We start from the raw sequence: 23227 nt of genomic DNA on the forward strand, positions 1-23227 counted from the left end.
GTTACGGCACCGGAGCCGGCAGGGACGCACCCCGTCGCCGGGCGGATGCCGTGGTGCGCGGCCGGACCCCCGTCCGGGTGGCCGGCCGCGCACCCTGGGTGATCAGGTGATCTTGACGGGGTTCACGATGTCGGCGACGAGGACCAGCAGCGTGAAGCAGATGAAGATACCCGCGACCACATAGGCGACGGGCATGAGCTTCGCCACGTCGAACGGTCCGGGGTCGGGCCGCCGGAAGACCTTGGCCACGTTGCGGCGCAGGGCTTCCCAGAGCGCACCGGCGATGTGTCCGCCGTCCAGCGGCAGCAGGGGCAGCATGTTGAAGAGGAACAGCGAGAGGTTGAAGCCGGCCAGGAGGAACAGCATCATCGCGACCTGGTTCTGCGCCGGGATGTCGAGGTTCATCACCTCGCCGCCGATCCTGGCCGCGCCGACCACGCCGACCGGCGAGTCGTCGGCGCGCTCCCCGTCGCCGAAGGCCGCGCTCCACAGATCGGGGATCTTCGAGGGCAGGGCGATGATCGAGTCGACGCCGTTCTCGATCATGTCGCCCATGCGGACGACGGAGTCGCCGAAGGAGAGCGGCAGGATCTCGGTGTTGGCGGCGAAGCCGAGGTAGCCGGCGGTGACGTACTTGCCGGGGACCACCTCGCCGTCGGCGTCCTTCCGCGCGACGGTGTTCTCCTGCAGCACGGCGTGCAGGGTCTGCTCCTTGCCGTCACGCTCCACGGTGAGGGTGGCCGGGCCGACGGTCTGCCGGATGCGGTCCGAGAGCGTCGCCCAGTCGTCGACCCGCTGCCCGTCGAAGGCGACGATCCTGTCACCCTCCCGCAGGCCGGCGGCCTTGGCGGGCGAGACCGGGTCGGAGGCCTTGCAGGTGTCGCGCTTCTCGCTCTGCTCGATCACGCACCGCTGGACGCCCGCGACCTCGGTGGTCTGGGTCTGGAAGCCGAAGGTCATGGCCACGCCCATGAAGATCGCGACGGCCAGGACCAGGTTCATGAACGGCCCGGCGAACATCACGATCACGCGCTTCCAGGGCTTGCGCGTGTAGAACAGCCGCGACTCGTCACCCGGCTGGAGCTCCTCGAAGGCGGCGGACCTGGCGTCCTCGATCATCCCGCGCCAGGGAGAGGTGGAGCGTGCCTCCAGCCGGCCGTCGGGCCCCGGGGGGAACATGCCGATCATGCGGATGTAGCCGCCGGCCGGGATGGCCTTGATGCCGTACTCGGTGTCGCCCTTCCTGCGCGACCAGATCGTCGGGCCGAAGCCGACCATGTACTGCGGCACCCTGATGCCGAAGAGCTTGGCCGTCGACAGGTGGCCCAGTTCGTGCCAGGCGATCGAGAACAGCAGACCCACGGCGAAGATGGCGATCCCCAGGACCGTCATCAGGATCGTCGTCATGCTCATGCGTGCGCCTCCGCTGTCGCTGCCGCCGAGAGTTCGCGAGCCCTGGAACGGGCCCAGGTCTCCGCTTCGAGGACGTCCGCGACCGTCAGTGAAGTTCCCGTGGCGGGGGTGCCGTGTTCGGCCACCACGGATGTGACCGTATCCATGATTCCGTTGAACGGCAGCCGTCCCGCGAGGAAGGCGTCGACACACTCCTCGTTGGCCGCGTTGAAGACCGCGGGCGCGGTGCCGCCGAGGGTGCCCACGTGCCGGGCGAGCCCGACGGACGGGAACGCCTCGGTGTCGAGCGGGAAGAACTCCCAGCTGGAGGCCTTCGTCCAGTCGAACGCGGGGGCCGCGTCCGGGACCCGCTCGGGCCAGCCGAGACCGATGGCGATGGGGCCGCCCATGTCGGGCGGGGTCGCCTGGGCGAGGGTCGAGCCGTCGGTGAACTCCACCATCGAGTGAACGTACGACTGGGGGTGGACCACGACGTCGATCCGGTCGAAGGGGATGTCGTAGAGCAGATGCGCCTCGATGACCTCCAGGCCCTTGTTGACCAGGGTCGCGGAGTTGACCGTGATGACCGGTCCCATGGCCCAGGTCGGGTGTGCCAGGGCCTGCTCGCGGGTGACGTCGGCCAGCTCGGCGCGCGTCCGCCCGCGGAACGGGCCGCCGGACGCGGTCACGACGAGCTTGCGCACGTCGGCGCGCTTGCCCGCGGCGAGCGCCTGGAAGAGCGCGGCGTGCTCGGAGTCGACCGGGATGATCTGGCCGGGGGCCGCCAGCGCCTTGACCAGGGGGCCGCCGACGATCAGCGACTCCTTGTTGGCCAGGGCGAGGGTGCGGCCCGCCTTCAGCGCGGCGAGCGTGGGGGCGAGGCCGATCGAGCCGGTGATCCCGTTCAGCACGGTGTGGCAGTCGCTGCCCGCGAGATCCGTGGCGGCGTCGGGACCGGCCAGGATCTCGGGGAGCGGCTCGCCCTGCCCGTAGACCTCGCGCAGGGCCTCGCGGAGCGCAGGCACCTTGTCCCCGTCGGCGACCGCGACCGTGCGGACGCGCAGCTGCCGCGCCTGCTCGGCCAGGAGCCGGACCCTGCCGCCCGCGGCGGAGAGCGCGGTGACGCGGAAACGGCCGGGGTTGCGCAGGACCAGGTCGATGGCCTGGGTGCCGATGGACCCGGTGGAGCCGAGGATCACCAGATCGCGGCGGCCTTCGGCGGCGTCGAAGACGAGATGCGGATCGGCGAGGGGTGCGGGGCTGTCGCTCATGGACCCCATTGTTGCCGCATCCGCTGTGTGCGCCGACAGCGCGCCCCCGCCGGGACGTGCCTCGGGCCTGTCCGGCACGGCATTTCCTTCCGGGCCGGAGCGCGGGACGGTGAGGCACGGGCCACCTCGGCCCGCCCCGCACCCGGGCGCACCGTCATTCCCCGGCGGAGCTCCGCTCCACGAACGCGGCGAACTCCTCGTGGAAGCGGGGGAAGGTCTTCCGTACGCAGCCGGGGTCGTCGTAGCTCATGCCGGGCGTGCGCAGACCGGCGACGGCGAAGGACATCACGATGCGGTGGTCGCCGTGGGTGGCGATCTCCGTGGGGCGCGGGGTGCCGGGGTGGATCTCGATCCAGTCGGGTCCGGTGCGCACGGTGATGCCCATGCTCCGCAGGTTCTGGGCGCAGGCCTCCAGCCGGTCGCACTCCTTCACCCGGGTGTTGGCGACGTCCTCGATGCGCACCGGCGACGAGGCGTACGGGGCGATCGCCGCGAGGGTCGGCATGGTGTCGGAGATGTCGCGCATGTTGACCGTCAGACCGGCGAGCCGGCCGTCGGACCGTACGGTCGTGGAGTCCGAGGTCGTCCGGACGTCGGCGTCCATGCGGCGCAGCACCTCGGTGAAGCGGAGGTCCCCCTGGAGGGCGCCCGTGCCGAGGCCGGGGACGGTGACCTCCCGTCCGGTGAGCGCCGCGGCGGCGAAGAAGTAGCTCGCGGTGGACGCGTCGGGCTCGATCGCGTAGGTGGTGGCGCGGTAGCCGCCCGGGGGGACGGTGAAGGTGTTCCCCTCCCGGACCACCTCGACCCCGAAGCCGCGCATCATCGCGAGGGTGATCTCGACGTACGGCGCCGAGACCAGCTCCGTGACCTCGATCCGGAGGCCCTCGGCGGTGAGCGGTCCGAGCATCAGCAGGGCGGTGAGGTACTGGGACGACTCCCCCGCGTCGAGGGTGAGTCCGCCGCCCTTGACGCCCGATGCCTGGATGGTCAGCGGGTGGTGGCCCTCCGCGCCGTCGTGGCGCAGGTCGACTCCCAGGGTGCGCAGGGCCTCGGTGAGGGGCGCGAGGGGGCGGCGGCGCATCTGCGCGGAGGCGTCGAAGCGGTAGGTGCCGGACGCCGCGGCCGCGGCGAGCGTCGGAAGGAAGCGCGCGGTGGTGGCGCCGTCGCGGCAGTGGACCTCGGCGTCGGCGGCCGCGGGCCCCGAGGGGCGTCCCTCGATGTGCCACCGGTCCGGCTCCCGGACCACTGCGTAGCCGAGGCGGGTCAGTCCCTCGGTGAAACCCTCGGTGTCGTCCGAGTGCAGGGGGCGCAGGAGGGTGGTGGTGCCGTCCGCCGCGGCAGCCAGGAAGAGGGCGCGGGCGGTGACGGACTTGGAGCCGGGGATGTCGATGACGGTCACGGGCGTCCACTTTGCCCTGTGTCAGGCGTGCCCGTGGGGCGCGTCCAGGCAGTGGACGCGCCCCACGGGTGCCGGGTTCAGCGGATGGTGCGATGGACGTCGTCGCCGGTGGCCGGGCCGGGAGAGGCGTCGGCGATCCAGGGGCCGTCGCCGCTGGGGTCGATGACTCCCTCCTCCAGCCAGGTGTAGGTCCCGGAGAGGACTCCGTCGACGACGCGCTTGTCGATCTCGTCGGTGTTGGACCACAGCCGGCCGAAGAGCTCCTCCACCCGGATCCTGGCCTGCCGGCAGAACACGTCGGCGAGCTGGTACGCCTCGCGTCCGTGGTCGTCGTCGGCCCGCAGGTGCTCCGCCCGGACGCAGGCGGCGCTCATCGCGAAGAGTTCGGCGCCGATGTCGACGATCCGGCCGAGGAAGCCCTGCTTGGTCTCCATGCGGCCCTGCCAGCGGGACATCGCGTAGAAGGTCGAGCGGGCCAGCTTCCGGGAGGAGCGCTCGACGTACCGCAGGTGCGCGGAGAGGTCGGGATGCCCCGGGACGCGGAACTCGGCGTAGGCGCTCGGAAGTTGGCCGGGGCCGCTGACCAGCTTGGGGAGCCAGCGCGCGTAGAAGCCGGCGGCGTTGGCGCCCGCCCTCGCCTTGTCGGAGAGCGGCTTGTCGGGGTCGATGATGTCGCCGGCGACCTTGAGGTGGGCGTCGACGGCCTCGCGGGCGATCAGCAGGTGCATGATCTCCGTGGAGCCCTCGAAGATCCGGTTGATCCGCATGTCGCGGAGCATCTGCTCGGCGGGGACGGCGCGTTCACCGCGGGCCGCGAGCGAGGCGGCGGTCTCGAAGCCGCGTCCGCCGCGGATCTGGACGAGCTCGTCGGAGATCAGCCAGCCCATCTCGGAGCCGTACAGCTTGGCGAGCGCGGCCTCGATGCGGATGTCGTTGCGGCTCTCGTCGGCCATCTGCGAGGAGAGGTCGACGACCGCTTCGAGGGCGAAGGTGGTGGCGGCGATGAAGGAGATCTTCGCCCCGACCGCCTCGTGGCGGGCGACGGCCCTGCCCCACTGCTCGCGGACCCCCGCCCATTCACGGGCGATCTTCAGCGACCACTTGCCGACGCCGACGCACATGGCGGGCAGCGAGAGCCGCCCGGTGTTCAGCGTGGTGAGAGCGATCTTGAGACCGGCGCCCTCGGGGCCGATCCGGTTCGCCGCCGGGACACGGACCTGGTGGAAGCGGGTCAGGCCGTTCTCGATGCCGCGCAGCCCCATGAAGGCGTTGCGGTGCTCCACGGTGATGCCCGGGGAGTCGGCCTCGACGACGAAGGCGGTGATGCCGCCCCTGTGCCCCTCGGAGGCGGGGACCCGGGCCATGACCACGAGCAGGTCGGCCACGACGCCGTTGGTCGTCCAGAGCTTCACACCGTCCAGGACGTAGTCGCCCCCGTCGTCGGGCACCGCCGTGGTGGCGAGACGGGCCGGGTCGGATCCGACGTCGGGTTCGGTGAGCAGGAAGGCGGAGATGTCGGTCCGCGCGAGGCGGGGCAGGAAGGCGTCCTTCTGCTCCTGGGTGCCGAACATCTTCAGCGGCTGCGGTACGCCGATGGACTGGTGGGCTGAGAGCAGCGCGCCGATCGAGGGGTTCGCCGAACCGGCCAGCGCGAGAGCCTTGTTGTAGTAGACCTGGGTCAGGCCCAGGCCTCCGTACTTGGTCTCGATCTTCATGCCGAGGGCGCCGAGTTCCTTGAGGCCGTTGATCACCTCGTCGGGGATCCGGGCCTCGCGCTCGATGAGGGCGCCGTCGACCCTGGTCTCGCAGAATTCGCGCAGCCGGGCGAGGAAGGCCTCGCCGCGCCGTACATCGTCCGGGGCCGGCTGGGGGTGGGGGTGGATCAGGTCCAGCCGGAAGCGCCCGAGGAAGAGTTCCTTGGCGAAACTCGGCTTGCGCCAGTCCTGTTCACGTGCGGCCTCGGCCACCTGCCGCGCTTCGCGCTCGGTGACCTTGGGGGCCTGGGGGATGTCGGATGGGGCGGACATGAGGAGCTCACCTCGCCGCGAGTCGGGATATGGGTCGGGCCGTACGCGTACCGATCGGTGTCACTTGTCCGTATCTACCCGATCTACGCCGCCCCCACCACCCTGTGAGGAGCTCCCGGTGGCCCGTGGGAGCGGCCCACCCGTGGAGTGGTCAGGACCCCGGACTTCCGAAGCCGGCCGGGGCGGCTCGGCCGCTCGGGCTACCCGCTCGGTCGCCGGGACCGTCCGGTGGGCGGCAGGCACGCCGGGGCAGTCCGGAGGGCGGATCGTGCCCCGGACGCTGCCCTCCCGTCCCTTTCCGCCGGACACGGGGCATGGCAGCGTGGCTCGCCGAGACGGCGAGACGCACGGATAGAGGGAACGCGATGCACGCACAGGAGCCGCAGCGGTCACCGGACAGCCGGCGGCAGATGCCGGTGCGGCGTACCCGGACCACAGGCCCGCTGCCCGGTACGCCGGCCACCGCCCCCGGGGCCGCAGCGCTGCTGGCCCTGCAGCGCGCCGCGGGGAACGCCGCCGTGCTCCGGGCGATGGACCAGGAGAGCCATGCGCACGGGCCCGGGTGCGGCCATCGGGAGGGGCCCGGGACCCCGGTGCAGCGGTCCGCCGTCCATGACGTGCTGCGCGGGGCGGGCAGCCCGCTGGCGGCGCCGGTGCGGCAGGAGATGGAGGCACGGCTCGGCCAGGACTTCTCCGACGTGCGGGTCCACCAGGGCGCGGACGCGCGGCGTTCGGCCGGGGAGATCGGGGCGCGCGCCTACACCTCGGGCAACCATGTGGTCCTCGGTGAGGGTGGCGGCGACAAGCACACCCTGGCGCACGAGCTGACGCATGTGATCCAGCAGCGGCAGGGTCCGGTGGCGGGCACCGACAACGGCGGCGGGCTGCGGATGTCGGATCCCGGCGACCGTTTCGAGCGGGAGGCCGAGGCGAACGCGACCCGGGTCATGGCGCAGGCGCCGCCGGTGACCGCCGAGGCGGCGCCTGCGCCGGGGGGGCCGGGGGCCGCCCCCGGTGCCGAGACACCGCATGTGCAGCCTGCCCCTGAGGTGCAGCGGGCTCCGCAGGTGCAGCGGGCCGAGGAGGACGAGGAACAGGGCCCGCCGCGCTACCGGCAGACGAAACCGAGCAAGGAGGGGACCCGGTCGGCGAACCTGCGCACCCTGGACCGGATGGCGCGGGAGGCACACGCACCGAACGCGCGGAGGACACCGCACGTGGCGGTCGCGAACGTGCCGGACGTGGGGCTGCGGTACTCGTCCAACTCCGGTCAGAAGAAGCTGTCCGGGGAGAAGCAGCAGGCGGGGCTCGCTTCTGTCGGGACCGCCCTGGACCATGACGCGCCGCTGTCGGAGGATTCCCGCCGTCGCAAGGACCAACTCAAGCTGCGGGCGACGCTTTCCGGGGACTACGAGGGTGTGCACAAGGACGATCCGGATCTCCCGGCCACCGCGCGGGCGCTGCGGTCGTCGGTGGGCACATGGACCTGCAACGCGGAGCACTCCAAGAAGGACGCCTCCGTCCACGGAGAGATGACCCTGCTCGGCGAGCAGATCGCGTCCTGGGAGGGGAGTCCGTGGCCGCTGGGCAAAGGCAAGATCAAGGAAGTGCACATGGGCGGCGTGAAGAAGGCGTGCGGCGCCTGCCAGATGACGTTCTCCGCGGTCAACGCCACGCTCGGAGCGGAGTACGGCTACCGCGTGGTCCCGTCCGGGTCGCACGGTGAGATGTTCAGGTGGCGGGCACCCGACTGGCTGGAGGGCGCCGTGCTCCAGCAGGTCGGGGCCGCCGCCGCGCCGCGCGACTACGAGTTCCGGAACCGGATCCTGGAGCAGACCGCGGCAGGCCGGAAGAAGGCGGAGCAGGAGACCGGCCAGACCCGCATGACCAGCGCCCAGCACCTCCCGTCCGACTCGGAGTCGGACTGGGAGCGGGCGTAGGCGACGACGGGCCCGCCCGTGGCGGGCGCCGGCCTCAGGGCACGCCAGGCCGGACACACCGGACGGCCGGAGCCCCCGCACAGCGGGCTCCGGCCGTCCATGGCGGTGGCCCTGGCTACAGGGCGAGGCCGGTGAGGACCAGGACGCGCTCGTAGGTGTAGTCGTCCATGGCGTAGCGCACGCCCTCGCGGCCCACTCCGGACTCCTTGGCGCCGCCGTAGGGCATCTGGTCGGCGCGGTAGGAGGGCACGTCTCCGATGACCACGCCGCCCACCTCCAGGGCACGGTGGGCCCGGAAGGCGGTCTGCAGGTCGTGGGTGAAGACGCCCGCCTGAAGCCCGTACCTGGAGTCGTTCACCGCGGCGAAGGCCTCGGCCTCGCCGTGCGTCTTCCGGATGGACAGGACCGGGCCGAAGACCTCCTCGCAGGCGATCGTCGTGGTGTCGGGGAGGTCGGCGAGAACCGTCGGGGCGTAGGTGGCGCCGTCGCGCTTGCCGCCGGTGAGGAGGGTGGCGCCGGCCTCTACGGCCTCGTCGACCCAGGACTCGACCCGGCGGGCGGCGTCCTCGCTGACGAGCGGGCCGACGTCGGTGGCCGCGTCGGAGGGGTCGCCGGTCACCAGGGCCTCGACGGCCGCGACGATCTTCGGGACGAGCCGGTCGTGGACGGTGGCGTCCACGATGACGCGCTGCACCGAGATGCAGGACTGGCCGCCCTGGTAGTTGGAGAAGGTCGCGATGCGGGTCGCGGCCCATTCCAGGTCCTCCTCGGAGGACCAGTCGCCGAGCACGACCGCCGCTCCGTTGCCGCCGAGCTCCAGGGTGCAGTGCTTGCGCGGCACCGACTCCATGATCGCGTAGCCGACGGGGCCGGAGCCGGTGAAGGAGATCACCGGCAGCCGCTCGTCCTGGACCAGGGCGGGCATCTTGTCGTTGGGCACGGTCAGCACGGACCAGGAGCCGGCCGGCAGGTCCGTCTCGGCCAGCAGTTCGCCCAGGATCAGGGACGAGACCGGGGTGGCCGGGGCCGGCTTGAGGATGATCGGAGCGCCGACGGCGAGGGCCGGGGCGACCTTGTGGGCGCTGAGGTTGAGCGGGAAGTTGAAGGGCGCGATGCCGAGGACGGGTCCGCGCGGGAAGCGCCGGGTGAGGGCCAGACGGCCGGTCCCGCCCGCGTCGGTGTCCAGCCGCTGGGCGTCGCCGCCGTTGAAGCGGCGGGCCTCCTCGGCGGCGAACCGGAAGACGGAGACGGCCCGTCCGACCTCGCCCCGGGCCCACTTGATCGGCTTGCCGTTCTCGGCGGAGATCAGCTGGGCGATCTCCTCGGTGCGCTCGGTCAGGCGGCGTACGACGTGGTCGAGCGCGGCGGCCCGTACGTGCGCCGGGGTCGCGGCGAACTCCTCGCGCACGGCGTACGCGGCGGCGACGGCCTCCTCGACCTGGGCGTCGGTGGGCACGGAGACCGTGCCGACGAGACGACCGTCCCAGGGGTTGGTGACGTCGAAGCTGTCCTCGCCGGTGGCCTGGCGGCCGGCCAGCCAGAAGGCGTGGGTGGAAGTCATGGCGGTTCCGGCCCTTCGGGGGTGGTGTACGACGATCGCCGGGCGCCACGAGGGCGCCCTCGGGCCCCACCGTAGGGCGGCACGGCACGGATGAGGCTTGTCCGTCATGGAGTGGAGTGGAGTCCGGGTACGCCGGATTGTCGTAGCCGGACCGGGTTACCGGCCCCCCGCGGAGGCGGACGTCGCCTTCAGGGCGAGCCACAGCTCCATCCGGACGTCCGGGTCGTCCAGCGAGCGGCCCAGGATCTCCTCCACCCGCCGCATCCGGTAGCGCAGGGTGTGGCGGTGGACGCCCAGGTCGGCGGCGGCGGCGTCCCACTGGCCGTGCCGGGAGAGCCAGGCGCGCAGGGAGTCCACGAGGTCGCCGCGGCCCTTCGCGTCGTGCTCCTGCAGCGGCCGCAGCATCCCGTCGGCGAAGGCCCGTACGGCGTCGTCGGCGAGGAGGGGCAGGACGGAGCCGGCGGCGACCTCCTCGTGCTCGACCATGGTCCTGCCCCGTCGGCGGGCGACCGAGAGCGCCTGTTCGGCCTGCTTGTACGCGGCGGAGACGGCGATGGGTCCGCAGGGCGCGGACATGCCGACGACCACGTCGGCGTCGTCGGGCACCGGCTCGCGCACCGGCCGGTCGTCCGCGGTGCGGGCGTGGGCCGCGCAGGCGTCCACGGCGGCGCCGCCGTCGGCGGCCAGGACCACCAGGCGTTCGCCCTCGGGCACCATCAGCAGGGTCTCGCCGGACCGGGAGGCGGCGGCCTCCATCGTCTCCGCCAGCAGCTCCGTCCCGGAGGCGGCGGGCGACTCGGCGATCAGCAGCCGGAAGGGTGCGTCGAGGAGTCCGCCGTACAGGTCCCCGGCGACGGCCCGGGCGTGGTCGGACTCGCCCGCCAGCAGCATCCTCAGGACGGCGGCGCCGAGGCGCTGCTCCGCGCCCTGGAGGGCGCGGGAACGGGCGGTGGTCAGGGTCAGCAGGGCGACCGCGGAGTGCACCGCGTAGCGCTCGGCCGTGCCGAGTGCCGCCCCGGTGCCGACGGCCAGCGCACCACGGTTGCGGCGGCCCGCGCCCAGGGACTGGAGCTCGACGCGGTCGTGGCTCTCGCTGTCGCCGACGACCACGCTGGCCGGGGCGGGGCGGTCCCGCAGCCGCTCCACCTCGGGGGTGAGCCGTGCGGCGCGGCGTGCCGCCCAGTCGGGCGCGGCGGCGACGACGGCGCCGGCGGAGTCGTACAGCGCGGCCCAGCCGTCGACGTTCGCGGCGAGGCGGGTGAGCAGGTCCGCGGGTCCGTCCCCGGCGACCGCGGCACGGGTGAGTTCCCGCTGGGCCTCGAAACCGGCCGTGACCGACCGGTACTGGTCCGCGGCGATCGCCCCGGACACCGCCTTGCTGATGGCCAGGAACGGCGTGCGCCGGGGTACTTCCAGGAGCGGGAGGCCGGCCTCCTCGGCGGCGTCGACGAGCGCCGGCGGGATCTCCTCGTAGGTGACGCCCACGCCGAAGCCGATCCCCGCGACCCCGGCGCCGGCCAGCCGCTGGACGTACCGGCGCATCGTTCCCGGATCCCGGGCGTCGAGGTTGGTCGCGGTGACGAGGAGCAGTTCCCCGCCCTCCATGTACGGGACCGGGTCGGCGAGCTCACTGGCGTGCGCCCACCGCACGGGCGTGCCGAGCCGGTCGGCGCCCGCCCGGACGGTGAGCTTGAGCGCCGAGTGCTGGACGAGCGAGGCGAGAGTGGGTGGCATGGGACCGCCGGACCTCTGGGAGTCGATGGCGCCGCCCGGGCGGACGGCTCGAATGCGCCGCCCCGTACAGACGACCGCGTTCGATTCTGCCAGGGCGGCAGGGTCCCCGTAACCTCGCTCAGCCGTCCAGCGTGACCAGGAGCGGGGGCGCGTGCTCGCCCTCCACCGTCGTCACCGACAGGACCGCGTGCCCGGGGGGCACCTGGTAGGCGAGCTCCGAGGCGGACCATCGCTCGCGCTCGACCCGCCGCACGGTCACGGCGTCCCTGGTCACGGCCTTGCCCGTGACGAGCTTGCGCAGGCCGTGCAGGGCGCGGGTGAACGGCTGGTCGGCGAAGACCGCGTGCTGGGCGACCTCGCGGGTCTCCACCCACTCCTTGCCCCAGACCTCGGCGAAGCGTTTGCCGTCCCAGGTGGTGACCCCGCTGAAGGCCATGCAGCAGCCGACCGCGCCGAGCAGCGCGGTGTGCAGCCCCTCGGGCACGTCGTCGACGGTGCGCAGCGTCAGGAGCGCTCCGGCGTTGACCGACCGCAGGCGCCGGATGCCCCGGACGGTCTCCGCGGTGACGGTGTGCGTGGCGTCGTCCAGGACCAGGCAGACGAAGAGCGACCGGTCGGTGCGGGCGGCGGTGACGGCGGTGAACTGGGCGAGGACGAGCCGGGTGAGCAGCCGCGACGCCTCGGCGTGCGCCCGCTCGGGAAGGTCGATCCTGACACGGAGCGGCAGGTGTTCGAGGGAGCGCAGGGAGAAGGGCCGGGCATGGTCGCCGGTGGCGAAGAACGGCGCGAACGCCGGGCGGTCGAGCAGCGCGATGCGGTCGGCGAGCACGGGTCCGGGGTCCCCCGCCCCGCCCTTCTGGCGGGTGCGGGCCTCCAGTTCGCGGAGCATGGACTGGTGGCCGCCCGCGCCGAGCGCCTCCCGGAGCGCGTCGATCGCGGCGGTGTCGCCGTCCAGGAGTTCGCGCAGCGCGGGCACCCCCGGGAAGTGGCCGTGCACGGCGCGGTAGGGGCCGAGCAGCTGGGCGAGGACGGTGGCGGCGCGCCTGCTGTCAAGATGCGTCACGTCGCCCACGAGTCCCTCGGCGAGCACGCCGGCGGCCTCGTCGGGGTCGGTCGTGCCGCCGTACAGGTCGAAGTCGTGCACGGAGGCCGGGTCGCCGATGCGCACCACGACGTCGAACGCGTCGTCCGGGCCGAGCTCGCCCCCGGCGCCGCCGACGGCGAGCACCGCGGCCCGGCCGGCGAGTGCCTGCAGGGCCAGGGACTCGACGACCGGCCGTACCAGCCGTGCGGACTTGCCCGCGCCGGGCGGGCCGACGGCGAGCAGCGAGGTGCCCAGCAGCGCGGGTTCCAGGGCGACGCCCGAACCACGCCGGGCGTACGGGTTGTGCGGGTCGTCCGTGCAGCTGCCGATGCGGACCTGCCCGGTGAGCAGGTCGTGCCGGACGGTGCGGCGCGCCAGGTCCCGGGCGCCGGACGGGTGGAGTGCGGCGGCTCCGCCGGTGCGCAGGACGGCTTCGGTGAGCGCGGCGAGGCGTTCGGGGTGGCCGCGTCCCACGCTCCAGGCATGGCGCAGGCGTGCGACGTCGACGTCGTTCATCCGGCCGGTGCGCACCTCGGCGGTGAGGGCCTCGGCGGCGTCCCGCATGCCCGCCTCACGCAGCTCCGGCCACTGCTCGGGGGTGGGCGCGTCCGGTGGCGCGGCCGGGGCGTCGGGTACGGCGGCGGCGGCCCTGCCGCGCCGGGCGGCAGCCAGTTCACGCCAGCGGCCGAGACGGGCGAACGGCCAGAGCACGCCGAGGGCGATCAGGGCGTAGATCACGTTGACGACGGTCTGGCTCTGGTAGATCTCACCGCCCGCGACCGACGCCACGAGGATCAGCACCGGCCTGACCAGCGGCACGGCGTCCTTCCACACGAGGAGCTCGGCCAGCGCCCCGCCGGCTGCCGTGGCCAGCCCGAGGAAGGGCTGCCCCCGGCCGGCGACGTGGCGGCGGAAGATCTCGGACCAGTTGCCCAGGCGCCCGCAGCCGTAGACCAGGAGCCCGAAGAGGACGGCCTCGTAGACGGTGAGGGCGTCGGCGCCCTCGATGGTCCGGGGCCCGCCGAACGTACCGGCGTACCACCAGTCGCCGGGGGTGAACAGCTTCAGCGGGACCAGCCGGTACGGGATGTAGCCGTTGCGCCAGAGGGACCACAGGAGCAGTCCGCTGAGTACGGAGATGAGCACCCCGACCAGCAGCGAGCGGTCGGAGACCCCCTCGGGCTTCTCGGGCGGGCGCGGGACGTGCCCGTAGCGCCATACGCCCGGTTCCCGCACGGGCCGCGGGGTGCGCAGCCACTCCTCCACTCCCGGGCCGTCGGCAGCCGGCCGGCGGGGCTGCGGGGCGTACGTCGGAGGCGGTGGCGCCGCGGGCGGTGGCCCGGCGGGGCGGGGCACCCGTTCCGCGCCCGTGCCTCGTGCGTCGTACGTGCCTTCGGTGTCCATGAACCGCTGCCCCCTGACCAGCCAGGTCCGTCCTCTGCACCGGCCAATCTAGTGCCCGTGCACCGGGAGTTCAGCCATGCGGCCGTACGGCCCGGCGGAGTCCGTGCGCACGGGCGCCCCGGCGGCTCCACCGGGGCATCTGTCCGTGGCGGACAAGGACACGCTTCCACCACTCCCGATCGGAGCATGACCGGCGCCCGCACCCGCCCCTAGCCTGCAGAAACAGAAGCGTCCGAAACACCCCCAGGAGCCCCGCATGTCCGACATCCCGCAGGAGCGCCGCCTCGTCACCGCCATCCCCGGCCCGAAGTCGGCGGAGCTGCAGGCCCGCCGTGTCGCGGCGGTCGCCGCCGGTGTGGGCTCCACGCTGCCGGTGTTCACCGCCCGGGCGGGCGGCGGAATCATCGAGGACGTGGACGGCAACCGCCTGATCGACTTCGGTTCCGGCATCGCCGTGACCTCCGTGGGCGCCTCCGCCGAGGCGGTCGTACGCCGGGCCTCCGCGCAGCTCGCCGACTTCACCCACACCTGTTTCATGGTCACGCCGTACGAGGGCTACGTCGAGGTCTGCGAGCAGCTCGCCGAGCTGACGCCGGGCGACCACGCCAAGAAGTCCGCGCTCTTCAACTCGGGTGCCGAGGCCGTCGAGAACGCGGTGAAGATCGCCCGTGCCTGGACGAAGCGGACCGCGGTCGTCGTCTTCGACCACGGCTACCACGGCCGCACCAACCTCACGATGGCGCTGACGGCGAAGAACATGCCGTACAAGCAGGGCTTCGGCCCGTTCGCGCCCGAGGTGTACCGGGTGCCGGTGGCGTACGGCTACCGCTGGCCGACCGGCGCCGAGAACGCCGGTGCCGAGGCGTCCGCGCAGGCCATCGACGAGATCACCAAGCAGATCGGCGCGGACAACGTCGCCGCGATCATCATCGAGCCGGTCCTCGGCGAGGGCGGCTTCATCGAGCCCGCCAAGGGCTTCCTGCCGGCGATCGCGCAGTTCGCGAAGGACAACGGCATCGTCTTCGTCGCGGACGAGATCCAGTCCGGCTTCTGCCGCACCGGCCAGTGGTTCGCCTGCGAGGACGAGGGCATCGTGCCCGACCTGATCACCACGGCCAAGGGCATCGCGGGCGGCCTCCCGCTCTCCGCGGTGACCGGCCGCGCCGAGATCATGGACGCCGCGCACGCGGGCGGCCTCGGCGGGACGTACGGCGGCAACCCGGTGGCCTGCGCGGGTGCGCTCGGCGCCATCGAGACGATGCGCGAGCTGGACCTGAACGGGAAGGCCAGGCGCATCGAGGAGGTCATGAAGGGCCGCCTCGCCGAGATGCGGGCGAAGCTCCCGAACGGCGACATCATCGGGGACATCCGCGGGCGCGGCGCCATGATCGCGATCGAGCTGGTGAAGTCCGGCTCGAAGGAGCCCGACGCGGCCGCCGCGGGAGCGCTGGCCAAGGCCTGCCACGCCGAGGGCCTGCTGGTGCTGACGTGCGGCACCTACGGCAACGTCCTGCGCTTCCTGCCGCCGCTCGTCATCGGCGAGGACCTGTTGAACGAGGGCCTCGACATCATCGAGCAGGCGTTCGCCAGGCTCTGACGCGTGCGAATCACCGGGGCGCCGGGAACCGTCCGACGGTGCGTTCCCAGGCTCCCCGGTGAGGGCGTGTGAAGAAGGTGTGCGGGGGCGATGGCGGGATACCGTTGCCACTTCCGGTGCCCGCTTCCTCGACGTACGGTTTTCCCAGATGAGAGAAACACCCCGCCCGCAGGGGACTGCGGGTGATGCCGGTCCGGGGCTCCCCCAGCGCCGTACCGGCCGTGCCATCGCGCACACCGCTGGAGCTTCGGGCTCCGGGACTCCTCACCGATCGGATGGCCGCCCGCCCCACACCCCCCGGGGCGCGCGGCAACCCGGTCCGACCGGCCACCGCGGAACAATCCCCCCTGTTCCCCGGTGGCCGGTTCTTCTCGTGTGGGCGTCCGTCACACTGCCGGCGCTGTTCCTCGTGATCACCTGGCAGGTGCTGACCGACGGCCCGCTACTGGGTCCCGACGAGCGGCTCGGGCTGGAGCTGGCGGGGCGCGGCCCCGCGTGGCTCACCGATCTCCTCGCCGACCTCGGCAACATGCAGGTCGCGGTCCCCGTACTGGCGTGCGCGGTCCTCGTGGCCTGGTTCCGCCACGCCCGGCGGGCCGCCCTGTACGCCGTCCTCGCCATGGCCGCCGTTCCGGCGCTCGTCGTCCCGCTCAAGCTGTGGACGGACCGTCAGGGCCCCTTGACGGAGGCGACGGGCTACTACCCCTCGGGCCACACCACCACGGCGATGGTGGCCTACGGGGCGGCGGCGCTCCTGCTCGCCCCGTACGTGAGGCGGTCGTGGATGACGCTCGTCGCCGCCGTCCTGCTGACGGCGGCGACGAGCGCCGGTCTGGTGCTGCGCGGCTACCACTGGCCTCTGGACGTGGTGGCCGGCTGGTGCCTGAGCGGGGTGCTGCTGCTCGCCCTGCGGGCGGTCACGAGGAGCGGTCAGCTCCCGAAGTAGGCGTCGAAGTTCTTCGCGAACTCCCCGTTGTTGAAGCGGTCCCAGTTGATCGACCAGGCCATCAGCCCGCGGAGCCCGGACCAGGTGCCGTGGGTCCGGTAGGTGCCGCAGGACGTGCCCTTCGTCAGGCAGTCGAGCGCCTTGGTGACCTCGGCGGGCGAGGTGTGACCGTTGCCGGCCTGGGTGGACGCCGGGAGGCCGATGGCCACCTGTTCGGGCCGCAGCGCGGGGAAGACCTTGGTCTGGTCACCCGCGACGGGGAAGCCGGTGAGCAGCATGTCGGTCATGGCGATGTGGAAGTCGGCGCCGCCCATGGAGTGGTACTGGTTGTCCAGGCCCATGATGGACCCGGAGTTGTAGTCCTGGACGTGCAGCAGGGTGAGGTCGTCGCGCAGGGCGTGGATGACCGGCAGGTAGGCACCGGCGCGCGGGTCCTGGCCGCCCCAGGGGCCGGAGCCGTAGTACTGGTAGCCGAGCTGCACGAAGAACGTCTCGGGAGCCATGGTGAGGACGAACCCGGCACCGTACTTGGCCTTGAGGGACTTCACCGCGGAGATCAGGTTGACGATGACGGGGGTCGTCGGGCTGCGGAAGTCGGTGTCACCGGTCGCGAGTGACAGCGAGTGGCCCTCGAAGTCGATGTCGAGGCCGTCGAGGCCGTAGGTGTCGATGATCCTGCTGACGGAGCTGACGAAGGCGTCGCGGGCCGCGGTCGAGGCGAGCTGCACCTGTCCGTTCTGGCCGCCGATCGAGATCAGCACCTTCTTCCCGGCTGCCTGCTTGGCCTTGATGGCGGCCTTGAACTCGGCTTCGCTCTCCACGTTCGGGCACTCGGCCACGGGGCAGAGCGAGAAGCGGATGTCACCCGAGGTGACGGACGTCGGCTCACCGAAGGCGAGGTTGATGACGTCCCACGAGTCCGGCACGTCGGCCATCCGCGTGTAGCCGGAGCCGTTGGCGAAGCTGGAGTGGAGGTAGCCGACGAGCGCGTGGGCCGGGAGCCCGCCGTTGCCGCCTCCCCCGCCGCCGGTGGCCGTGGTGACGCTCACGGCCGCCGACTTCGCCGACTCACCCGCGGAGTTCACGGCGGAGACCTGGAAGCTGTACGCCGACGAAGCGGCCAGCCCCGTCACGGTCGCCGAGGTGCCGGTGGTGTCGAGGACCTTCGTGCCGCCGCGGTAGACGCGGTAGCCGGTGGCTCCGGCGGACGCGGTCCAGGACAGCGGGACGGCCGAGGCGGTGGCCGTGCCGGCCCGGAGGCCGGTGGGTGCGGCGGGCACGGCGACGGGACCGCCGCCGGGGCCGATGAGGGTGAGGTCGTCGGCGTAGTAGGCGGGGGTGCCGTACCAGCCGTGGGTGTAGACCGTCACCGATGTGGTGGTGGGGCCGGTCCGGAAGGACGTGGTGAGCTGTCTGTACGCGCCGGCGGACTGGGTCCAGGTGGAGACGTCGGTGGTGCCCGTGCCGGACGCACCGAGGTAGACGTAGCTCCCCTGCACCCACGCGCCCAGCGTGTAGGCGGAGTCGGGCTTGACCGTCACCGTCTGGGAGCACCGGGCGTTGTCGCTGCCCGCAGGCGTGGCCTTCAGCGCGGAGGTCCCGCCGTGCACGGGCGTGCCGACCGTCGTGCCGCTGCCGCCCGTACAGCTCCAGCCGTCCAGCCCCGCCTCGAAGCCCCCGTTGCGCGCCAGGTCGGCGTCCGCCGCTCCGGCGGCCGGCGCCGTCGCGACCAGGGCGCCGGCGGCGAGCAGGCCGGCCGAGAGGACGGCCATGAGCCTGGACAGACGGGCGGGTGGTCCGGTGCGGGATCCGGTGCGTTCCACAACAGCCTCCGTGCGGGGGGGGGGGGATCGGGCGGTTGGCGCACAACATGGTCCAGACCAATCAGGTTGTCAAGACCTCTGGCAGCGCCTCATCCCCCGCCACGCGCGCCGCGGGCCGCGACCGCCTCGTGCAGGGCGAGCTCGAGGAGGCCCGCGTCGGTGAGCGCGCCCGAGCCGTCCGGCGGGATCAGCCAGCGCACCCCGCCCACGGTGCTCCCCGGCCGGGGAGCGACGATCCAGGCCCCCGCGCCGATCCCGCGGATCCCGGTCCCGACCCAGCGGGATGCCGTCCCGGGCGGCACGAAGAAGCCCATCCGGGACTCCCCGAAGTCCGCGAGGACGGGTCCCGGCCTGTCGAGGAGCCGGGTGAGTACGTCGAGCGTCGGATAGCCGAGCTCCCCCGGAACGATCAGCACGTCCCAGCGCCTGCCGGCGGGAAGGAGCGCCATCCCCTGAGGGTTGCGCGCCCACTCCCTGCGTACCGCGCCCGGATCCGGTGCGACCGACGCGAGCCATGCGACCGCGGCCTTCGTCCCCGTGCCCGTCATGGACTGCCTCCCTCTCCCCGTGGCCACCGGCAGGGTCCTGCCGGTGCTTCCACGGGAGAGAGAGGGCCGGAACCGGATCATGACGCGGGTTCGGCCGCGTATCGGCAGTGAGGTGGATCACGTGCGGCCGGCCGAGGACTCCCGGCCGTGCGTGTCCGCCCTCAGCTGTCGAAGCCCAGCCCCAGCCGGTCCATGGTCCGCAGCCACAGGTTGCGGTGCCCGCCCTGGCTGTCCGCCCGCGCGAGGGAGCGTTTGGTGAGCTCGATCCCGGCCCAGGCGAAGGGTTCGGGCGGGAAGGGCATCGGCTTCGAGCGGACCATGGCGAGGGCGGTCCGTTCGGTCCCACGGCCCGACAGCAGATCGAGCATGACCTCGGCGCCGAAGCGCGTGGCCCCCACGCCCAGTCCGGTGAATCCGGCGGCGTAGGCGACCCGGCCGCGATGAGCCGTGCCGAAGAACGCGGAGAACCGGGAACAGGTGTCGATCGCCCCGCCCCACGCATGACTGAAACGCACACCGGACAGCTGCGGAAAACACGCGAAGAACTGTCCGGCGAGTTTCAGGAAGGTCTCCGGTCGCTGGTCCAACGCGGAATCCAGCCGGCCTCCGTAGGGATATACGGCGTCGTATCCGCCCCACAGGATCCGGTTGTCCGCAGAGAGCCGGAAATAGTGGAACTGATTGGCGCTGTCCCCCAGCCCCTGCCGGTTGCGCCAGCCGACCGAGGCGAGCTGATCCGCGGTCAGCGGCTCCGTCATCAGCGCGTAGTCGTACACCGGGACCGTGTACGGACGCACCCGCTTCACCAGCGACGGGAAGATGTTGGTGCCGAGAGCGACGTCACGGGCGAAGACCCTGCCGTAGGGCGTGCGCACCGCCGTGCCCGCTCCGGACCGGACGAGTGCGAGACCGGGGGTGTGCTCGAAGATCCGCACCCCGAGACCGAGGCAGACCTCCTTCAGACCCCAGACGAGCTTCGCCGGGTGCAGCATGGCGACGCCCCGCCGGTCCAGCAGACCACCGAGGAACGTGGGCGAGTCGACCTCGCCGCGCATCCGCTCGCGGTCCAGGAATTCGAATCCGCCGAGACCGAGCTCCTCGGTCCTGGCGTGCCATTCTCGCAGTTCATCGAGCTGGTGGGGCTGAGTCGCGACATCGATCTCGCCGGTGCGTTCGAATTCGCAGTCGATGGAGTGACGGGCGACGGTCTCCTCGATCGCGTCGAGGTTGCGCGCGCCCAGCGCCTCCAGCTTCCCGATCTCGTCGGGCCAGCGCTCCAGACCGTTGGCCAGGCCGTGGGTCAGCGAGGCGGCGCAGAATCCGCCGTTGCGGCCCGAGGCCGCCCAGCCCGCCTCGTCGCCCTCGATGAGGACGACGTCGCGCCCGGGGTCCCGCTCCTTGGCGATCAGCGCGGTCCACAGGCCGCTGTAGCCGCCGCCCACCACCAGCAGGTCGCACCGTTCGTCACCGGTCAGCGCGGGACGCGCCACCGGCTTTCCCGGGTCGTCGAGCCAGTAGGACACGGGACGCGCGTCCGAGAGCGATCGTGCGGCCTCACGCATGGCATCAGGGGCCATGGCTTCCCACTCCTTCGGGTTCTACTTTCCCGCATTGCTCTTCCGCCGGTTCGCGACGAGCTGTCCGGCGAGAACCACCGCCACGGCGATGACGAACATGGCCGTGCCGATGACGTTGATCTGCACAGGTGTTCCACGCTGGGCCGATCCCCAGACGAACATGGGGAACGTCACCGTGGAGCCCGCGTTGAAATTGGTGATGATGAAATCGTCGAAGGAGAGCGCGAAGGCGAGCAGCGCTCCCGCGGCGATTCCCGGGGCGGCGATCGGGAGGGTCACCCGGACGAACGTCTGCACGGGGCCCGCGTACAGATCGCGGGCGGCCTCCTCCAGCCGTGGGTCCATGGACATCACCCGTGCCTTGACGGCCGTCACCACGAAGCTGAGACAGAACATGATGTGGGCGATCAGCACGGTCCAGAAGCCGAGTTCCGCCCCCATGTTGAGGAACAGGGTGAGCAGCGAGGCCGCCATGACGACCTCGGGCATCGCCATCGGCAGGAAGATCAGCGAGTTGACCGCGCCACGGGCCCGGAAGCGGTAGCGGACCAGCGCGAAGGCGATCATCGTGCCGAGCGCGGTCGCACCCGCGGTCGCCCAGAAGGCGATCCGCAGCGAGAGGGACAGCGAACCGCAGAGGTCGGCGACGCCGCAGGGGTCGCTCCAGGCGTCCAGGGAGAACTCCTGCCAGGCGTAGTTGAAGCGCCCCTTCGGCCTGTTGAAGGAGAACACCATGACGACGACGTTCGGCAGGATCATGTACGCGAGGGTCAGCAGACCGGCGAGCACGACCAGGTTCCGGCGGATCCATCGGAGTACGGGCATCAGACCAGGTCCTCCGTACCGGAGCGGCGGATGTAGACGGTGACCACGAGCAGGACGACCGCCATGAGGATGAAGGAGAGCGCGGCGGCCGTCGGGTAGTCCAGGACCCGCAGGAACTGGGTCTGGATGACGCTGCCGACCATCTTGGTGTCGGCCGAGCCGAGGAGTTCCGCGTTGACGTAGTCGCCGCTCGCCGGGATGAACGTCAGCAGCGTGCCGGAGACGACCCCGGGCATGGACAGCGGGAGCGTCACCTTGCGGAAGGTGGTGGCGGGTGTGGCGTACAGGTCGCCCGCGGCCTCGTGCAGCCGGCCGTCGATGCGTTCCAGCGAGGTGTAGAGCGGGAGGATCATGAACGGCAGGAAGTTGTACGTCAGGCCGCAGACGACGGCCATCGGCGTGGCCAGGATGCGGTTGTTCTCCGTCCAGCCGAGCCAGGCCGTGACGTCGAGGACGTGCAGGGTGTTCAGCGCGTCGACGACCGCGCCGCCGTCCGCGAGGATCGTCTTCCAGGCCAGCGTCCGGATCAGGAAGCTGGTGAAGAACGGGGCGACGACCAGCACGAGCACCAGGTTGCGCCAGCGGCCCGCCTTGAACGCGATGAGATAGGCGAGCGGGTAGCCGAGCAGCAGGCACAGCAGCGTGGCGGTCCCCGCGTAGAGGAGGGAGCGGACGAACTGCGGGTAGTAGTCGGTGAGGGCGTCCCAGTACGTCCGGACGTGCCAGGTGACCTCGAAGCCCTTCTCCAGGGATCCGGTCTGCACGGAGGTCGACGCCTGGTAGACCATCGGCAGCGCGAAGAAGACGAGCAGCCACAGGATGCCGGGGAGCAGCAGCCAGTAGGGCACGAGCCGCCTGCGGGTGGACGGCTTGCGGACCGCTGCCTCGGCGGGGTGCGCCGGCGGCGCCTTCGTGACGCTCACGCCACCGCCTCCGGGCCGTCCGCGCCGGCGGCGCCCGCGTCGATGGACTGCGCGGCGTCGAGTCCGAAGGTGTGCCCGGGGTTCCAGTGCAGGATCACCTCGGCACCGGGCTGGAACCTGCTGTCGCGCTCGATGTTCTGCTCGTAGACCTGGAGCGCCGTGCCGGCCGTGCTCTCGACGACGTACTGCGTGGAGACGCCGATGAAGCTGGAGTCCGTGATGCGGCCGGTGACCCGGTTGCGTCCTTCGGGTATCCGGTCCGCGTCGTCGGTGTGGGTCAGGGACATCTTCTCGGGACGTATGCCCACGAGGAGCTTTCCGCCGCTCCGGACCGGGGAGGGACATCGCCCGCCGGGGAGGGTGAGCTTCCCGCCGCCGGCCGCGACGACGACGTCCGTCCCCGCGGACACGATCTCCCCCTCGATGAGGTTGGAGGTGCCGAGGAAGTTGGCCACGAAGGTGGTCCTGGGGTTCTCGTAGAGGTCGGCGGGGGCGCCGAGCTGTTCGACCCGTCCGCCGTTCATCACCGCGACGGTGTCGGCCATGGTCATGGCCTCCTCCTGGTCGTGGGTGACGTGGATGAAGGTGATGCCGACCTCGGTCTGGATCCGCTTGAGTTCGAGCTGCATCCGGCGGCGCAGCTTGAGGTCGAGGGCGCCCAGGGGCTCGTCGAGGAGCAGCACCTGGGGGTGGTTGATGAGCGCGCGGGCCACGGCGACCCGCTGCTGCTGCCCGCCGGAGAGCTGGTGCGGCTTGCGGCGGGCGAAGTCGCCGAGCTGGACGAGGTCCAGCATCTCGCCGACCTGCCTGCTCACGGACCTGATGCCGCGGCGGCGCAGCCCGAAGGCGATGTTCTCGCTGACGTCGAGGTGCGGGAAGAGCGCGTAGCTCTGGAAGACGGTGTTGACGGGGCGCTTGTACGGGGGCAGGCCGGTGATGTCGCGGCCGCCGAGCGAGACCGTACCGGTGGTCGCCTCCTCCAGACCCGCGATCATGCGCAGGGTGGTGGTCTTCCCGCACCCGGACGCGCCGAGCAGGGCGAAGAACGAGCCCTGCGGGACGGTCAGGTCGAGCGGGTGCACCGCGGTGAAGGAGCCGTAGGTCTTGCTGATCCCGGTGAGACGGACGTCGCCGCCCTCTGTCTGCTGCTGTGTCATGGGTCGCGGTCCCAGTGGT

The 23227-nt window shown here is 72.2% G+C and carries 16 protein-coding genes; 3 read left to right on the forward strand and 13 right to left on the reverse strand.

The annotated features are described in order from the left end of the window. Window positions 1–102: 102 nt before the first annotated feature. The 4 genes from IA22_RS0127320 to IA22_RS0127335 all read right to left on the reverse strand — a co-directional run bounded on the left by IA22_RS0127320 (window position 103) and on the right by IA22_RS0127335 (window position 6089). The gene (locus tag IA22_RS0127320) at window positions 103–1413 is read right to left on the reverse strand and encodes a M50 family metallopeptidase (protein WP_014153757.1); all 1311 of its coding nucleotides are present in this window, start codon (window positions 1411–1413) and stop codon (window positions 103–105) included. Beyond that, window positions 1410–2672: a 1-deoxy-D-xylulose-5-phosphate reductoisomerase gene (dxr, locus tag IA22_RS0127325; RefSeq protein WP_015578955.1), complete on the reverse strand. Its 1263-nt coding sequence runs from the start codon at window positions 2670–2672 to the stop codon at window positions 1410–1412. Before dxr ends, IA22_RS0127320 begins: the two co-directional genes overlap by 4 nt. 145 nt (window positions 2673–2817) lie before the next feature. After that, window positions 2818–4062: a 3-phosphoshikimate 1-carboxyvinyltransferase gene (aroA, locus tag IA22_RS0127330; RefSeq protein WP_014153759.1), complete on the reverse strand. Its 1245-nt coding sequence runs from the start codon at window positions 4060–4062 to the stop codon at window positions 2818–2820. A gap of 77 nt (window positions 4063–4139) precedes the next feature. After that, on the reverse strand, window positions 4140–6089 hold the full coding sequence (locus IA22_RS0127335) for an acyl-CoA dehydrogenase family protein (protein WP_014153760.1): 1950 nt from the start codon (window positions 6087–6089) through the stop codon (window positions 4140–4142). A 365-nt stretch (window positions 6090–6454) separates the two neighbouring features. Between IA22_RS0127335 and IA22_RS0127340 the strand changes: the two genes are divergently transcribed. After that, the gene (locus IA22_RS0127340; protein ID WP_030125152.1) at window positions 6455–8029 is read left to right on the forward strand and encodes an eCIS core domain-containing protein; all 1575 of its coding nucleotides are present in this window, start codon (window positions 6455–6457) and stop codon (window positions 8027–8029) included. A gap of 115 nt (window positions 8030–8144) precedes the next feature. Here the strand turns inward: IA22_RS0127340 and IA22_RS0127345 are convergent, their stop codons facing one another. The 3 genes from IA22_RS0127345 to IA22_RS0127355 form a co-directional block, all read right to left on the reverse strand. Further along, entirely contained in the window at window positions 8145–9590 is a 1446-nt protein-coding gene (locus tag IA22_RS0127345; RefSeq protein WP_030125153.1) for an aldehyde dehydrogenase family protein, read from the reverse strand. A gap of 156 nt (window positions 9591–9746) precedes the next feature. Beyond that, window positions 9747–11324: a PucR family transcriptional regulator gene (locus IA22_RS0127350; protein ID WP_015578951.1), complete on the reverse strand. Its 1578-nt coding sequence runs from the start codon at window positions 11322–11324 to the stop codon at window positions 9747–9749. A 118-nt stretch (window positions 11325–11442) separates the two neighbouring features. Beyond that, on the reverse strand, window positions 11443–13812 hold the full coding sequence (locus IA22_RS0127355; protein WP_030125154.1) for an ATP/GTP-binding protein: 2370 nt from the start codon (window positions 13810–13812) through the stop codon (window positions 11443–11445). A 256-nt stretch (window positions 13813–14068) separates the two neighbouring features. On the opposite strand from IA22_RS0127355, the gene gabT reads away from it, so the two are divergent. Both gabT and IA22_RS34280 read left to right on the forward strand, forming a co-directional pair. Next, window positions 14069–15409 (forward strand): 4-aminobutyrate--2-oxoglutarate transaminase, encoded by a 1341-nt coding sequence (gabT, locus tag IA22_RS0127360; RefSeq protein WP_014153766.1) that lies wholly within the window; start codon window positions 14069–14071, stop codon window positions 15407–15409. A gap of 373 nt (window positions 15410–15782) precedes the next feature. Beyond that, a complete protein-coding gene (locus IA22_RS34280) occupies window positions 15783–16355 on the forward strand; it encodes a phosphatase PAP2 family protein (protein ID WP_033249656.1) in 573 nt (190 codons plus the stop codon). On the opposite strand, the gene IA22_RS0127370 is transcribed toward IA22_RS34280, so the two are convergent. From IA22_RS0127370 to IA22_RS0127395, 6 genes are all read right to left on the reverse strand, one after another. Continuing rightward, on the reverse strand, window positions 16340–18127 hold the full coding sequence (locus IA22_RS0127370) for a chitinase (protein WP_051087222.1): 1788 nt from the start codon (window positions 18125–18127) through the stop codon (window positions 16340–16342). The two genes, IA22_RS34280 and IA22_RS0127370, sit on opposite strands and share 16 nt — an antisense overlap. 140 nt (window positions 18128–18267) lie before the next feature. Further along, window positions 18268–18726 (reverse strand): bifunctional DNA primase/polymerase, encoded by a 459-nt coding sequence (locus IA22_RS0127375; protein WP_014153769.1) that lies wholly within the window; start codon window positions 18724–18726, stop codon window positions 18268–18270. A 161-nt stretch (window positions 18727–18887) separates the two neighbouring features. Continuing rightward, the gene (locus tag IA22_RS0127380; RefSeq protein WP_015578944.1) at window positions 18888–20303 is read right to left on the reverse strand and encodes an NAD(P)/FAD-dependent oxidoreductase; all 1416 of its coding nucleotides are present in this window, start codon (window positions 20301–20303) and stop codon (window positions 18888–18890) included. 21 nt (window positions 20304–20324) lie between these two features. After that, the gene (locus IA22_RS0127385) at window positions 20325–21128 is read right to left on the reverse strand and encodes an ABC transporter permease (protein WP_014153771.1); all 804 of its coding nucleotides are present in this window, start codon (window positions 21126–21128) and stop codon (window positions 20325–20327) included. Next, the gene (locus IA22_RS0127390) at window positions 21128–22051 is read right to left on the reverse strand and encodes an ABC transporter permease (RefSeq protein WP_014153772.1); all 924 of its coding nucleotides are present in this window, start codon (window positions 22049–22051) and stop codon (window positions 21128–21130) included. The genes IA22_RS0127385 and IA22_RS0127390 overlap by 1 nt, the downstream gene beginning before the upstream one ends. Next, window positions 22048–23208, reverse strand: coding sequence for an ABC transporter ATP-binding protein (locus IA22_RS0127395; protein WP_030125155.1), 1161 nt, complete (start codon window positions 23206–23208; stop codon window positions 22048–22050). The genes IA22_RS0127390 and IA22_RS0127395 overlap by 4 nt, the downstream gene beginning before the upstream one ends. Window positions 23209–23227: the final 19 nt, after the last annotated feature.

It is taken from the genome of Kitasatospora papulosa (genome assembly GCF_000717245.1).
GTDB lineage: Bacteria > Actinomycetota > Actinomycetes > Streptomycetales > Streptomycetaceae > Streptomyces > Streptomyces papulosus.